General features: G+C 73.1%; 10 protein-coding genes. 8 read left to right on the top strand and 2 right to left on the bottom strand.

What is annotated here, in order from left to right:
• Positions 1-25: 25 nt before the first annotated feature.
• From D7I47_RS04850 to D7I47_RS04835, 4 genes are read left to right on the top strand one after another with little or no spacing between them, the layout of a single operon-like run.
• On the top strand, positions 26-637 hold the full coding sequence (locus D7I47_RS04850; RefSeq protein WP_157981637.1) for a hypothetical protein: 612 nt from the start codon (positions 26-28) through the stop codon (positions 635-637).
• 58 nt (positions 638-695) lie between these two features.
• Positions 696-2507 (top strand): outer membrane protein assembly factor BamB family protein, encoded by a 1812-nt coding sequence (locus tag D7I47_RS04845; RefSeq protein WP_120762001.1) that lies wholly within the window; start codon positions 696-698, stop codon positions 2505-2507.
• Positions 2504-4318, top strand: a complete 1815-nt coding sequence (locus tag D7I47_RS04840) for a hypothetical protein (RefSeq protein WP_157981636.1) — start codon at positions 2504-2506, stop codon at positions 4316-4318. The genes D7I47_RS04845 and D7I47_RS04840 overlap by 4 nt, the downstream gene beginning before the upstream one ends.
• Before the next feature lie 26 nt (positions 4319-4344).
• A complete protein-coding gene (locus tag D7I47_RS04835) occupies positions 4345-6588 on the top strand; it encodes a prealbumin-like fold domain-containing protein (protein WP_120761999.1) in 2244 nt (747 codons plus the stop codon).
• A gap of 19 nt (positions 6589-6607) precedes the next feature.
• Here the strand turns inward: D7I47_RS04835 and radA are convergent, their stop codons facing one another.
• Positions 6608-7957, bottom strand: coding sequence for a DNA repair protein RadA (gene radA / locus D7I47_RS04830; protein WP_120761998.1), 1350 nt, complete (start codon positions 7955-7957; stop codon positions 6608-6610).
• A 240-nt stretch (positions 7958-8197) separates the two neighbouring features.
• Here radA and D7I47_RS15180 point away from each other — a divergent pair, with 240 nt between their 5' ends.
• Genes D7I47_RS15180 through D7I47_RS04810 form a run of 4 tightly spaced genes read left to right on the top strand, consistent with a single transcriptional unit; the run spans position 8198 to position 13204 of the window.
• A complete protein-coding gene (locus tag D7I47_RS15180; protein ID WP_264371284.1) occupies positions 8198-9463 on the top strand; it encodes an efflux RND transporter periplasmic adaptor subunit in 1266 nt (421 codons plus the stop codon).
• Positions 9460-10170, top strand: a complete 711-nt coding sequence (locus D7I47_RS04820) for an ABC transporter ATP-binding protein (RefSeq protein WP_120761997.1) — start codon at positions 9460-9462, stop codon at positions 10168-10170. The genes D7I47_RS15180 and D7I47_RS04820 overlap by 4 nt, the downstream gene beginning before the upstream one ends.
• Entirely contained in the window at positions 10167-11399 is a 1233-nt protein-coding gene (locus D7I47_RS04815; protein ID WP_193726459.1) for an ABC transporter permease, read from the top strand. Before D7I47_RS04820 ends, D7I47_RS04815 begins: the two co-directional genes overlap by 4 nt.
• 11 nt (positions 11400-11410) lie before the next feature.
• The gene (locus tag D7I47_RS04810; protein WP_170154362.1) at positions 11411-13204 is read left to right on the top strand and encodes an HlyD family efflux transporter periplasmic adaptor subunit; all 1794 of its coding nucleotides are present in this window, start codon (positions 11411-11413) and stop codon (positions 13202-13204) included.
• 4 nt (positions 13205-13208) lie between these two features.
• Here D7I47_RS04810 and rlmC read toward each other — a convergent pair whose 3' ends face one another.
• Positions 13209-14333 (bottom strand): 23S rRNA (uracil(747)-C(5))-methyltransferase RlmC, encoded by a 1125-nt coding sequence (gene rlmC, locus D7I47_RS04805; RefSeq protein ID WP_120761995.1) that lies wholly within the window; start codon positions 14331-14333, stop codon positions 13209-13211.
• Between the last annotated feature and the right edge of the window lie 23 nt (positions 14334-14356).

Raw genomic sequence — 14356 nt, 5'->3', positions numbered from 1 at the left:
GCGCTTCCCGGCCTACCCTGGCGGCATGTCGAGCCAACAGCCCGGACGACTTCCCGCGTCGGTGTACCGGCGTCGGCGGGTCGTCGTGGGGCTCGCGCTGCTCGCGGTCGTCGTCGTGATCGTGCTGCTCATCGTGCGGCCCGGGTCGGCAGCCGACGACACGAAGGGCCCCGGTGGCACGCAGTCGCCGAGCGGCGAGCCGACCGACGCGGACACCCCCGCCGCCGACGGATCGACCGCGTGCGATCCCGCGCAGATCACCCTCACCCCGGTGACCGACCGGACCGAGTACCAGGCGGGCGAGAACCCGATGATCTCGATGACGATCGTCAACTCCGGCACCTCGCCGTGCACCTTCAACGTCGGCACGGATGCGCAGCTCTACTCGATCGTCAGCGGCTCCGACCCGATCTGGAACTCGGCCGACTGCCAGACGGACGCCACGCCGATGGAGCAGGTGCTGCAGCCGGGCGTCGAGCTCACGACGACCCCGTTCGCCTGGGACCGCACGCGGTCCTCGCCCGAGACCTGCAACTCGGACCGCGACCCGGTCGTCGCCGGCGGGGCGACCTACCGCCTGTCGGTGTCGCTCGGCGACGCCGAGTCGGCCGACGACGTGGCCTTCCTGCTCTACTGACGCGACACGGTGCCGCGGGCGCCCCGGTGCGGTAGCGTCGAGCCAGCCCGGGAGCCCGATGTCCGAAACCACCACCGTCGCCGCGGAACCTCAGGAGCAGACCGCGGATCGGCGAGCCCCTTCGACGCTCCGGCGCGCCCTCGTGTGGACGACCATCGTCGGCGTCGTGGCGGCCGGCACCGCGGGGCTCGCGGCATCCGATCTCGTGGCCCCGCCGAGCGACGGCGGGCGCGCCGCACGGTACGTGCCGGCCGACGGTGCGGCCACGCTCACGACGGCGGCCGACGGCACGCGGGCCGTGCACGAGCACGCGCGCGGCACAGGACCGGGCCTGCTGCTCGAACTGCCCGCGAGCGCGGCCGCGGGCTTCTTCGGCGAGTACCCCGAGGCGGCGCTGCGGAACATGCAGCTCTGGCGCGAGACGATCACCCCGATCGACGACCCCGACGACGTCCCGACCTCGACGCTCTACCTGCTGGGCGACGCGGGCGTCTCGATGCTGAGCGTCACGGGCGGGCAGATCGGCTTCGCCTTCTCGCCGGCGCTCGTCATGCTGCCCGCGGATGCCGCCCCGGGCGCCCACTGGACGGGCTCCGGTTCGGCCGTGCCCTCCGGAGCGCTCGGCTACACGGTGTCGGGGGAGGTCGCCGCGGGCGACGCCGGCTGCCTCCTCGCGACGACCGACACCCGCTACTCCGAGGCGAGCTCGGGAGAGGTGCTGCTCGCGATCACCGAGACGATCACCTGGTGCCCCGGCCGCGGCGCGATCCGCGACGTCGGCACCGTGAACGGCGACCCCGTGGACTACTCGAGCGTCGAACTCCCCGCCGGCGGCCTCGGTGCGGCCGGGCTCGTGACCGAGCCGGCACCGCCCGACTGGGCGGATGCCGCCGACTGGCGTTCGCGCGAGCTCTCCTTCGTCATCTCCGACCCCGCGTTCGGCGATTCGCCGCAGGGCATGCCCTTCGACGGCCTCGCCGCCACGACCTCCGACGGCACGCTCGTCTCGGCGATCGGCGCCCGGCTCGTCGCCTACACGGTCGACGGCACGACCGCGACGCGCACCTGGAAGGCCTCGCCCGGCGGCGACCTGCTCGCCCTCTCGGCGATCGGCGAGGTGACGCTCGTGTCCACCTCCCAGCGTCGGCTGCTCGCCTACGACGGGCGCGGCGCGCGGCTGTGGGCGGTCGAGTTCCCGGACGTCGTGCTGTCGCCGCCGACCGCGGGACCCGACGGCGACATCCTCGCGGTGAGCCTCGACGGCACGCTGCGGCGGCTCGACCTCGCGACGGGCGAGACGCTCTGGTCGACGGCGCTGCGCACCGACGTCGAGGCGCCGCCCGCGGTGGGCGACGGGATCGTCGTCGTCGTCGACCGCGGGGGTACCGTCATCGCCCACTCCCTCGCCGACGGCTCCGAGCGCTGGCGCACCCGGTACGACGGCGCCGAGCTCGTCGCGGCAGGCGAGGGCGTCGTCGTCGTGCAGAGCTCCGGGGCGGATGTGTGGGCCCTCGACCCCGCGAACGGCGCGGTGCGCTGGGACTCCGAGCACCGCGGCGTCGGCCGGCAGCTGCTCGTGATGTCGGGCGTCGTCGTCGCGCAGAGCGACGAGTCGGCCGCCGCGTGGGCGGTCGACGGCGACGGCACGATGCTGTGGTCGAGCGATGCGACCGAGGGGCTCTTCGGCGACGGGGAGCGCTTCGTGCTCGTGGGCCTCTCCGGCCTCGAGGTGCGTACCCCCGACGGCGAGGTGCTCGGCGAGGTCGAGCTCGGCGAGGCGTCGATCGGGGTCTCGCGCGTCGTCATGCCGATGCCGCACGGCATCCGGGTGCTGCAGTCGAACACGACCGGCATGGAGGTGGGCGGATGACGCGGCGTCCCGTGCTGCGCGTTGCCCGGCAGGCCGGGTACGAGTTCCTGCACCGGGTGATCCTCGCGCCCGTGCACGAGGGGCGGCTGCGCGACGTGGACTGGCCGCTCGGGCTGCGTCCGCTCGTCACGGTCGGCCTCGTCGGCTACGTCGTGGCGGCGCTGCTCGTGCTGTTCTCGGGTCCGCTGCGCGAGTGGGTGCCGCTCGCCGCGCAGTCGGGCACGGTGCTGCTCACCCTGCCGCGCGCACTCGTCTGGATCGTGCTCGCGCTCACCGCCCTCTCGACGAGCCTCGCCGCATCCGGTGCCCTGCACGCGCGGGCGTGGCTGCGCTGGGTCATGACGGGTTTCGTCGTCGCGATCATGCTGTTCATCTCGGTGCCCGACCAGGAGGACATCCCGGTGGCCCGCATCCTGACGATCGTGGCCTGCATCGGGCTCGTCGTGTTCGTCGCGCTGCGCGGCGGGCGCGGCTACCGCTGGTGGGACTTCGTGGTGATCGTCGTGCTCGTCTGGGGCCCGCTCATCGTGACCGCCGCGGTGCTCACCTCGGTCAACCGGGCGGCCGGGTTCGACTTCGTTCCGCTGCTGCTGAGCCTCACCCTCTCGACCCTCGGGCAGCTCGCGGTGCCCGCCGGCCTCGCCGCCGGTGCCGCCGTGGCGAGCGTGACGGTGTCGTCGGCGCTGTGGGCCGCGAAGGTGGTGCGCGGCGTCATCGGTTCGACGGCCGTCTACATCGTGCTCGGTCTCGTCGCCGTGTGGCGCACGGTGGATGTGGTGCTCGGCGCGGGCGCCCTCTTCGCGGATGCCGAGGCGGTGCGCCCGCTCCTCGGCTCCGCGCTGCTGCTCGGCCTCATCGCGGGCGCCTGGGTGGTGCTCGCGCGCCTGCGTCCCGGCCGCGGCGAGCCGACCGCGCAGGGGATGACCGACCACATCGACGCACTCGCGCTCGTCGTCGCGGCGTTCACCACCACCACGATCTTCGCGACGCCGCTCATCGTGCTCGCCCAGGTGGCGCTCGGCTACGGCGCCCCCGCGGAGGTACCGACGTTCCTCGTGTGGGTCGCGGGTGCGGTGACCGACACCATCCCGCTGTTCATCGTGCGCGGCGTCGGCGCGCTCGTGCTCATCGCGCTCGCCGTCGTGCAGGCCCGCCGCGGTCGGCGCACGCTCCCCGAGCTCATGGCGGCGGTCGGCATCGCGGGCGCACTCATCTCGGCCGCGGCGCTGTTCCGCTTCCCGCTGCTGTGGGGAGGCGACGCGCTCGCGATCCTCGGCGCGGTGCTCGCCCTCGGCGTGCTCGTGGTGTCGCTCGTGCGGCGCGCGCTCACCCCGGCGCGCGCCACCTCCGTGCTCATCGCCCTGCTCATGTCGGCGCTCTTCGCCTACCGCGACATCGTGACCGACCCGATCGCGTTCCTGCTGGGCTTCGCGGGCGGCGCGGTCGTGCTGTTCGGCTTCGTCTGGTCGTTCCTCACCGGCTACAAGGCGGCGAACGAGGACTCCCGCGCCTACCCGCGCCCCGCGCGCGTGCAGCTCGTGCTCGCGAACGCGGTGTTCGGCATCACCGTGCTCGCCTTCCTCGCGCTCGCCCGCGATCCGGATGCCGCCGTGTCGCTCGGCGACCTGGCCGAGTTCGGCGGGCAGGCCTACGGCGACCCGCTCGTGGCATCCGGTCTGCTGCTCGCGCTGTGGGCGGCGGTGCGCGGTCGCGAGCTCGACGACGTTCCGGAGGAGCCCGAGGGCGAGGGCGTCACGGCCACCCTCGCCGAAAGTGAAGATGGCTCTCGAGACGCCCACGCCGTAGGCTGAGCGCACCACAGAGCGGGGGTTGGTCGATGGCATTCGGGCGTGCGCTTCGCGTCGCGACCGCAGGCACGGCGGCGGTGACGCTCGCCGTGCTGCCGACGATCCCCGCGGCCGCCCAGATCGAGCCGCTCGCCGACGGCAGCGGCCTCTACATCACCTTCGTGGCGCGGGTCTGCGACGAGTACAGCGACGTGATGGCCAACAAGGCGCGCAACAACATCATGGAGTCGTTGCGCGACCTGGGCCCCGACTCCGACTACGCGAGCAACGGCATCGTCACCCCCGACGCCGAGGCCGCCGGCTCGCCCGACTGCGAGCCCCTCGCGAACTGGACGCTCACGATGGGGACGGGGATGCTCGGCCCGGCCACCAACCCGCTCAGTCTGAGCACCGTCACGGGGGCGTACGGCACCTCGATCGTCACCCAGGCCTCCACCGCTCTGCTCGACTCGTCGGGCCAGCCGACCGGGGACACCATCGCCGGCGCCACGACCATCGAGCTGGACGCCACGCAGGCCGCTCACGTGCAGTTGGGTCGTCAGATCTGGGTGCAGGGCGGCACGCCCAGCGCCCCGCTCAACAACCAGCAGACCAGCTACGGCTTCGCCGCGCTGCGTTGCGCACAGGACGCCGTCAACGGCGACAACGTCGAGTTCGTGACCTACCCCCTGCACCAGCGGCACGTGTTCTGCTACTACTACGCGGTGCAGCCGCCGCCCGACCCGGGAACCATCACCATCCGCAAGGAGCTCGCGGACGGCGAGGCGGGCCCCGTCTCCTTCCGCTTCGACGGCAACCTCTCCTACCAGGACTCCAACGGCGACGGCGTCAACGACTTCACGCTGACGCCGAACGCGGGCTCGCCCGCCTCGGTGACCTTCGTGCGCGGTGCGGTCGGCGACGGCGATCCCGCGTGGGAGGTCTCGGAGGTGGTACCGGAAGGCTGGAACGACCCCGGGCCCCCGGTGTGCGAGCTCGACGGCAGCACCGTCACGACGGTGGACGGCGTCACGAGCATCTATCTCGCGTCGGAGTCGAACGTCGTGTGCACCTACACCAACAGCCGGGTGCACCTCGGCGACGGCTCGCTCTGGAAGGAGACCACCGGCGGCGTCGGCGACTTCCCGTTCACGATCACCGGCCCGGGGGGCTTCTCCCGATCCGACCTGGCGGAGGTGACCGAGCCCGGCACCGCCGTCGAGGTCGCGACCGACATCGGCATCGCCGCCGGCACCTACACCGTGACCGAAGAGCTTCCCGCCCCGACCCCCGCCGGCAGCTGGGAGCTTGTCTCGGCCACGTGCGGCGAGGAGGATCTCACCGAGGCCGTGCAGAGCGACGGCAACTTCCGCAGCGTCGACGTCGAGGTACCGGACGAGGGCGCCGCCCAGTGCCTGTGGCTCAACAAGTTCACCCCGGCGGGGTCGATCACGATCACCAAGACCACCGTCGGCGGCGTCGGCGCCTTCCCCTACGCGATCGACAGCCTCGATGCCGACGGTGCCGTCGTCACGCAGGGCCGCTACTCGGCGAGCGCGACCACGACGGCGGAGGGCACCCCGGTGGAGGCCGTCGTCGACTCGACGAGCGACCCGATGACGGGCATCGTCGTCGACCCGGCGTCGTACTTCCAGATCCAGGAGCTGCTGCCCGCGTGGTCGACCGAGGGCCACTGGCACGTGCTCGACATCGACTGCGGGGTGAACCAGGTGTCGATGGACCGCCTCGCCGCATCCGTCGTCGTCGAGCTCACGACCGACGACTCGCAGGCGGACTGCGCGTTCACGAACGAGTGGGTTCCGGCATCCGACCTCACGGTGCGGAAGCTGACGACCTCCGACACGGGGCTGCGGCCGGGCGAGGCGCAGCTGCAGCTCTCCTGCACCGAGCCGGACTGGCCGAACGGCAGCGACCTGTTCGAGTTCAGCGTGCCCGTCGGCGAGTCCGAGACCGAGCAGGCGTACACCGTGATGCACGGCACCGTGTGCCGGATCACCGAGCCGGAGACCGGCGCCGCGGATGACGTGCGCGCGACGACGGTCACGACGGTGTCGGTCGACGGCGGACCGGCGGTCGCCCTCGCGAGCTACGACGCCGAGTTCACGATCACGCCGGGCACGACCGTGGAGGTCGTGATCGACAACACGCTCGTGAAGACCGAGGCCGAGATCGCCGCGACCGGCGTCGACCCGCTGCCGTGGACCCTCGCGGGCGCCTTCGCGGTCGCGGGCGGTGTCGTGCTGCTGCTCGTGGTGCGCCGGCGCCTCGCCTGAGCGGGGCCGGAGGGCCGCGTCAGAACGCGGGGGCGTCGACCCGCTCGAGGACGCGCGCCGAGAAGGCGAGCGACTCGGCGGTCTGGATCGAGCCCGCCTCCGCATCGACGATCGTCGTGTAGCCGAGCCGGGTGGCCTCGGAGACCCGTTGCCGGCCGCCCGCGACGGCGCGCACCTCGCCCGCGAGACTGATCTCGCCGATCGCCGCGAGGGTGCGCGGCAACGGGCGGTCCTTCGCCGCGGAGGCGATCGCGAGCGCGATCGCGAGGTCGGAGCCGGGCTCGGCGAGGCGGATGCCGCCCACCGTCGAGACGTAGACCTCCTTGTCGGAGAGCCTGATGCGGCAGCGCTTCTCGAGCACCGCGAGCAGCATGGCGACGCGCGCGCCGTCGACGCCGCTCACGATGCGGCGCGGGTTGGGGGCGCTCGTGTCGACGACGAGCGCCTGCACCTCGACCGGGAGCGCCCGGCGCCCCTCGAGCGTGACCGTGACGCAGGTGCCCGGCACGGGGGTGCGGGTGCGCGAGAGGAAGAGGCCCGACGGGTCGGGCACTTCGGCGATGCCATCGCCCGTCATCTCGAAGCAGCCCGCCTCGTCGGTGGGGCCGAAGCGGTTCTTGAGGGCGCGCACGAAACGCAGCGCCGTCTGGCGGTCGCCGTCGAAGCTCAGCACGACGTCGACGAGGTGCTCGAGCACCCGGGGGCCGGCGATCGTTCCGTCTTTCGTGACGTGACCGACGAGCAGCAGCGGGATCGAGCGCTCCTTCGCGACGCGGATGAGGGTGCCCGCCACCTCGCGCACCTGCGCGGGCTGACCGGGGGCGCCATCCGACAGGGCGGAGGCGATCGTCTGCACCGAGTCGACGACGAGCAGGCCGGGTCGCACGGCGTCGACGTGGCCGAGCACGGTGGCGAGGTCGGTCTCGGAGGCGAGGTAGAGCTCGTCGTCGAGGGCGCCCGTGCGCTCGGCGCGCAGCCGCACCTGACCGGCCGACTCCTCGCCCGAGACGTAGAGCACGCGCGTGCCGCGGCGGGCGGCGCGGGCCGCCACCTCGAGCAGCAGCGTCGACTTGCCGACCCCCGGCTCACCCGAGACGAGCACCGCGGCGCCCGGCACGAGCCCGCCGCCGAGCACGCGGTCGAACTCGCCGATGCCGGTGGGCCGGTGGGTGGCGTCGTCGACGACGTGGTCGGTGATGGGCCGCGCCGCACGCGCGGCCGGCACGGCGGCCGGGGCCACCTTCGTCGTCGGCGCCCCGCGCTCGACGACCGAGCCCCACGCCTGGCATTCGGGGCAGCGCCCCATCCACTTCGCCCCCGTCCACCCGCACTCGCTGCACGCGAAGCCGGGTGCGGGGGTCTTGGCCATGCGGCCACTCTAGGCCGCACCCCCGACCCCGCCCCCCATCCCTCAAGCCCCCGTCGCTGACTGGTCGGTTTCTCGCCCCAAAAGGGGGAAATGGGGCGAGAAACCGACCACTCAGCGCAGAGGTGGAGGGGGCGGGGTTCCCAGGCTCCGCATAGGAACGGGTAGCGAACCGTCCACCGGGACTCCCTACCGTCGCATCCGAGACCCGGCGCGCCCGGCCCGGGCTCGAGGAGGCTTTCGGTGGCATCGTTCCTGAAGCGCGTCCGCACGCGCACCTGGATCATCATCGGCGCGGCGGTCGTGCTGGTACTCGGCGGCACGGCCGTCTACGTGTTCGGATTCGCGATCCCCGGATCGCAGCAGCAGGCGCAGGCGCAGTCGTTCGACATGACCGCCCAGGCGAGCCTCGAGACGCTCGAGCAGACCGTCACCACGAGCGGCACCCTCACGCCGCTCGTCAACGAGACGGTCGACTTCGAGGGCTCGGGCACCGTGCTCACGGTGGATGTGGCCGAGGGGCAGGTGGTCACGGCCGGCCAGCAGCTCGCGACGATCGACACCCTCACCCTCGACGCCGAGCTGCTCGAGGCGAAGGCGACCCTGGCATCCGCCCAGGCCCGCCTCGCCGACGCGAAGTCCTCGTCGAGCGGCTCGGCCGCCGACAAGGCGCAGATCGCCGCGGATGCCGCCGCCGTCGAGGTCGCCGAGGCGGGCGTCGACAGCGCGCAGTCCGCGCTCGACGGCGCGACCCTGCTCGCCCCCGTCGCCGGCACGATCACCTCGATCGGCATCGAGGTGGGCGACACGGTCGGCTCCTCGAGCAGCGGCTCCTCGGGCGGCATGGGCGGCTCGACCTCCTCGAGCAGCTCGAGCACCTCGGCCTTCACGATCGTCGGCACCGACGCCTGGAGCGTGGATGCGACGGTCGGCGAGTCGGATGTCGCGCTCATCGCCGCGGGTGACGCCGTGCACCTCACGACCGACGACGGCACGACCCTCGAGGGCACCGTCTCCGAGGTCGGCATGCTCCCCTCCACGAGCTCGGGCGCGGCCGCCTACCCCGTGACGGTCACCGTCGACGGCACCGCCGACGGGCTCTTCGACGGCGTCGCCGTCGACCTCGAGATCGTCTACGAGAGCCGCGCCGACGTGCTCACCGTGCCGAGCGCGGCCGTCACGACCGGCGACGACGGCACGAGCACCGTGACACTCGTCGGCTCCGACGGCACCCGCACCACGGCCACCGTCACCGTCGGCGAGACCGTCGGCAACCTCACCGAGATCACCGCGGGCCTCAGCGAGGGCGACGAGGTGCTCGTGGCGTCCTTCACCCCGGGCGAGGGCAACGAGGGCTCGACGGGCGGGTTCCCGGGCGGCGGTGGCTTCCCGGGCGGTGACGGCGACTTCACCCCGCCCGACGGCGGCAGCTTCCCCGACGGCGGCAACTTCCCGAGCGGCGGCCAGGGCGGTCAGGGCGGCTTCGGCGGCCAGGGGTCGAACGGATGAGCGCCGTGACCCCCCTCGGCGGCCCCGTCATCCAGCTGGCCGGCGTGCGCAAGACCTACCGCACCGGGGCGGTCGAGTTCGAGGCCCTGCGCGGCATCGACCTCGACATCCACCGCGGCGAGTACGTCGCCATCATGGGCCCCTCGGGCTCGGGCAAGTCGACCCTCATGAACGTGCTCGGCTGCCTCGACGTCGTCACCTCCGGCAGCTACCGGCTCGCGGGGGAGGACGTCGAGGAGCTCGACGAGGGCGAGCTCGCCCGCATCCGCAACCGCGAGATCGGCTTCGTGTTCCAGGGCTTCAACCTGCTGTCGTCGCTCTCCGCCTGGCGCAACGTCGAGCTGCCGCTCGTCTACGCGGGCGTCGCCAAGGAGGAGCGCCGCGAACGCGCCGCCCTCGCACTCGAGAAGGTGGGGCTCGGCGACAAGCTCGAGAACCGGCCGGGCGAGCTCTCCGGCGGCCAGCAGCAGCGCGTCGCCGTGGCGCGGGCGCTCGTCGGCGAGCCGACCATGATCCTGGCCGACGAGCCCACCGGCAACCTCGACTCGGTCTCGACCGCGGATGTGCTGGGCCTGTTCCAGGAGCTCAACGACGCCGGGCGCACGATCGTGCTCATCACCCACGAGCTCGAGGTCGCCGAGCACGCGGGCCGCATCGTGCGGGTGCGCGACGGCCTCATCCAGACCGACGAGGCGGTGGCGGCGTGAACTGGACGGAGACCCTGCACACGGCCTGGTCGGCGGTGCGCTCGCACGCGATGCGCTCGCTGCTCACCGTGCTCGGCATCCTCATCGGCATCGCGGCCGTCATCCTCACCGTGGGCCTCGGCCTCGGCACCCAGAAGGACGTCTCGGCGCAGATCGACTCGCTCGGCAGCAACCTGCTGATCGTGTCGCCCGGCTCCTCGACCGACTCCTCCGGGATGCGCGGCGGCTTCGGCACCTCGACGACCCTCACCCTCGCCGACGCCGAGGCGCTCACCTCCGAGGTGAACGCGCCCGACATCGCCGCGGTCGCGCCCGAGAAGACCACCTCGCTCGCCCTCGAGGCGAACGACACCAACTGGACCACCTCCGTCACCGGCACGACCGTGTCGTGGCTCGACGTGCGGGCGCGCGAACTCGAGTCGGGCTCCTTCTTCACGCAGGAGGACGTCGACCAGGCCGCGAAGGTCGTCGTGCTCGGCTCGGAGACGGCGACCGAGCTGTTCGGGCGCACGGGCGTCGTCGGGCAGACGGTCGAGATCGACGGCACCTCCTTCGAGATCGTGGGCGTGCTGGCATCCGCTGGCTCCGACAGCTCCTCCAACCTCGACGACGTCGCGATCGCGCCGATCTCGACGGTCGCGAACGTGCTCGTCGGCGGCACCTCCGCCTCGAGCGTGTCGACCGTGTACGTGCAGGCGGCATCCGCCGACCAGCTCGCCGCCGCCTACCAGGAGGCGCAGACCATCCTGCTGAACCGCCACGGCATCACCTCGAGCGACGACTCCGACTTCTCGATCGCGAGCCAGGAGGCGCTCGTCGAGACGGCGACCTCCATCTACCAGACCCTCACGATCCTGCTCACCGGCATCGCGGCGCTCTCGCTGCTCGTCGGCGGCATCGGCGTGATGAACATCATGCTCGTCTCGGTGACGGAGCGCACCCGCGAGATCGGCCTGCGCAAGGCGCTCGGCGCCCCGCCGTGGGCGATCCGGCGGCAGTTCCTCACCGAGGCGGCGATCCTCGGCCTCGGCGGCGGCATCCTCGGTGCGGCGCTCGGCGCGCTCGGCACCCTCGTGCTGCCCGGCATCATCGGCAGCTCGGTCGTGCTCTCGGGCCCGGCGGTCGCGGGGGCGCTCGCCGTGTCGATCGCGATCGGCATCGTGTTCGGGGTCTACCCCGCCACGCGCGCCGCGCGCCTCGCCCCCATCGACGCCCTGCGCACGGAATGACGGAGACGAACGTGGTGAAGAAGACGAAGAAGAAGACCGGATTCCGGGGCTGGTTCACGAAGGGCCGCCTGATCGGCGCCGGGGTCGTCACGGGTGCGCTCGTGCTCGCCGGCGGCGGCATGGCGTGGGCGAACGCCGCGAACACGGCGGGCGGCTACCGCACGGCGGTCGCGAGCGTCGGCTCGGTCGACGAGACCCTCACGGTGACCGGGTCGCTCGCCTCCGCGACCCGGCGCGACCGCGCCTTCGCGGCATCCGGCACGGTCGACGCGCTGAACGTGCAGGTGGGCGACCGGGTGGAGGCGGGCGACGTGCTCGCCACGATCGACCCGGGCGACCTCGAGGACGCCGTCGACGCGGCGGAGTCGGACCTCGCCGACGCGCAGCAGCAGCTCGCGACCGACCTCGCCTCGCAGACGTCCACGAGCTCGTCCGGCTCCTCGAGTTCCTCGGATTCCGGCACGGGTTCGGGGTCCGGCGGCTCCGGACCCTCGACCGGTTCGACCGATCCCGCGGTCACGGCCGCGCTCGAGCAGGTCGTCGCCGCCCAGCAGAGCCTGCTGACGCTCGCCGCGACCGCATCCGACGCGCTCGCGGCCGCCGAGAGCTCCTCCGCCTCGGCGACCACCGTGTGCGCCCCGTTCCTCGCCGCGACCCTCGGCGACGACTCGGGCGACGACCCGGGCGACGGCGCGGATGCCGGCGACGCGGAGGTCGCGGGCGACTCCGGCGACGACGCGGGCGACTCCGACGAGGCGACCCCGCTGACCCTCGAGGCCGTGCAGGCGCTGCTGGCCGAATGCCAGACCGCGATCGGCGGGGTCGGCACCGCGCAGGGCGTGGTCGCCGCCGCGCAGACGGCGGTCCAGGCCGGCATCACCGACCTCGACACGGCGGTCACGGCCCTCCGCGACGCGCTCGCGGCATCCGCGTCGACCTCGTCGTCGGGCGGCTCGAGCTCCGGCTCGACCGGCTCCTCCTCGGGTTCCTCGACCTCGTCGTCGGGCTCCTTCTCGGGCGGCTCCTCCGGCTCCACCGCATCCGCGGCCGACATCGTGGCCGACCAGGCCGAGATCTCGGTGGCCGAGGCGCAGCTCGCGATCGCCCAGCACGAGCTGCAGGCCGCGCAGCTGACCACGCCCATCGCGGGCACGGTCGCCTACGTGGGCTTCGCCGTGGGCGACGACGTCACGGCGGGATCGTCGACCCAGTACATCGCGATCATCGGCGACGACGGGTACACCGTCGAGGCGACCGTCACGCTCGCGCAGATCGCGAAGGTCGCGGCGGGCCAGACCGGCACCGCCGTCGTCACGTCGAGCGGGGCGAGCTACGCGGCCACCGTGTCGTCGGTCGGCTTCGTGAACGTCTCGGAGACCTCGACCCCCAGCTACACGGTCGAGATCGCCGTCGACCCGGCCGGCGCGACGCTGCTCAACGGCGCCGCCGTCGAGGTCACGATCGAGCTCGCCGCGGCGACCGACGTGCTCACCGTGCCGCTCTCGGCGCTGCACGTCGACGGAACCCAGCACACCGTGCAGATGCTCGTCGACGGGGAGCTCACGAGCGTGCCCGTCGAGGTGGGCGCGATCGGCACCGAGTCGGTCGAGATCACCTCGGGGCTCTCGGAGGGCGACGAGGTGGTGATCGCCGACCTCTCGGCCGACATCACCTCCGACTCCTCGAGCGACACGGGCGGTTTCGGCGGCGGCTCCTTCACGGGCGGCGGCTCGTTCGGTGGCGGCTCCTTCACCGGTGGCGGCTCCTTCACCGGCAGCGGCGGCCCGCCGTCGTTCGGCGGCTGACGCCTCAGTCGTGCACCCGACGCAGCAGCACCATCACCTCGTAGTGGGTGGTCTGCGGGAACATGTCGAAGACGCGGATGCGCTCGGGCCGCAGCGAGGGCATCGCGGCCAGGTCGCGCGCGAGTGAGGCGGCGTTGCAGCTCGAGTAGACGACCGATCCGACCCGCGAGGACTCGAGTGTCGCGCACAGCTCGGCGCCGAGCCCGCGCCGCGGCGGGTTCACGATGACGAGCTCCGGCGCATCCGCCCCGCCCACCGCCGTCGCATCCCCCACCTCGAACGAGACGTCGACGAGCCCCGCCTCGGCGGCCGAGAGCCGCGCGGAGGCGATCGCGGGCGCGCTCACCTCGACGCCCAGCACCCGCCGCCCGGGCGCCGCGACATGCAGCGCGAAGCCGCCGACGCCGCAGTACAGGTCCCACACCGAGCGGGGTGCGAGCTCGTCGACCCACGCGCGCGCCTGCCGGTACAGGCCCGCCGCGATCGCCGTGTTGGTCTGGAAGAAGCTGCCCGGGCGCAGGTGCAGCGTCACGTCGTCGAGGCGCATCGCGAGCGACTCGTCGGCGGTGAGCGCCACCTCCTCCTCGCCCTCCAGCACGGCCTTGTGCTCGGGCAGCAGGTTCGCGGTCACGACGGCGAGCTGCGGCAGCCCGGCGAGCAGCTCGGGCAGGTGCTTGCGGATGCGGCCGAGCGCCTCCGTCGACCGCAGCACCCAGCGCAGCATGAGGCGGCCGTCGGGCGACTCCGTCAGCAGCACGTGCTTGAGCTCGCCACGGCGCGCGGGGATGTCGTAGGGCACGATCCGCGCGCGCGCGATGAACGCCGTGATGGCCGGGAACGCGCCCCGCAGCCCCGGGGCGAGCACCCCGCAGCCCTGCAGGTCGACCCCGTGCCGCTCGGCGTCGAGGATGCCGAGCGTCGGCGCCTCGACGGTGCCGCCCACGACCATCTTCGCCTTGTTGCGGAAGGCCTCCGGAGCCGACGGCACGGGCGGCAGCCACACGGCGTCCGCCCACGCGGCCAGCAGCCCCTCGGCATCCGCGACCTTGCCCGCGAGCTGCGCGTCGTATCCGACCCCCATGAGCGTGCACGAGCGGCACACCCCGGCGTCGAAGTAGTCGCACTGCACCCCGTCACCCTACGACCAACGTC

The organism is Protaetiibacter intestinalis, from assembly GCF_003627075.1.
Lineage (GTDB): Bacteria > Actinomycetota > Actinomycetes > Actinomycetales > Microbacteriaceae > Homoserinibacter > Homoserinibacter intestinalis.
Note: the sequence above shows the minus strand (reverse complement) of the source record. Positions and strands in the feature narration are given on the sequence as shown.

What these genes read in the sequence shown, in the direction of transcription:
- D7I47_RS04835 (WP_120761999.1), top strand. Translation starts at nt 4,345, where the DNA reads ATGGCATTCGGGCGTGCGCTTCGCGTCGCGACCGCAGGCACGGCGGCG.
- radA (WP_120761998.1), bottom strand. Translation starts at nt 7,957, where the DNA reads ATGGCCAAGACCCCCGCACCCGGCTTCGCGTGCAGCGAGTGCGGGTGG.
- D7I47_RS04850 (WP_157981637.1), top strand. Translation starts at nt 26, where the DNA reads ATGTCGAGCCAACAGCCCGGACGACTTCCCGCGTCGGTGTACCGGCGT.
- D7I47_RS04840 (WP_157981636.1), top strand. Translation starts at nt 2,504, where the DNA reads ATGACGCGGCGTCCCGTGCTGCGCGTTGCCCGGCAGGCCGGGTACGAG.
- D7I47_RS04820 (WP_120761997.1), top strand. Translation starts at nt 9,460, where the DNA reads ATGAGCGCCGTGACCCCCCTCGGCGGCCCCGTCATCCAGCTGGCCGGC.
- D7I47_RS04845 (WP_120762001.1), top strand. Translation starts at nt 696, where the DNA reads ATGTCCGAAACCACCACCGTCGCCGCGGAACCTCAGGAGCAGACCGCG.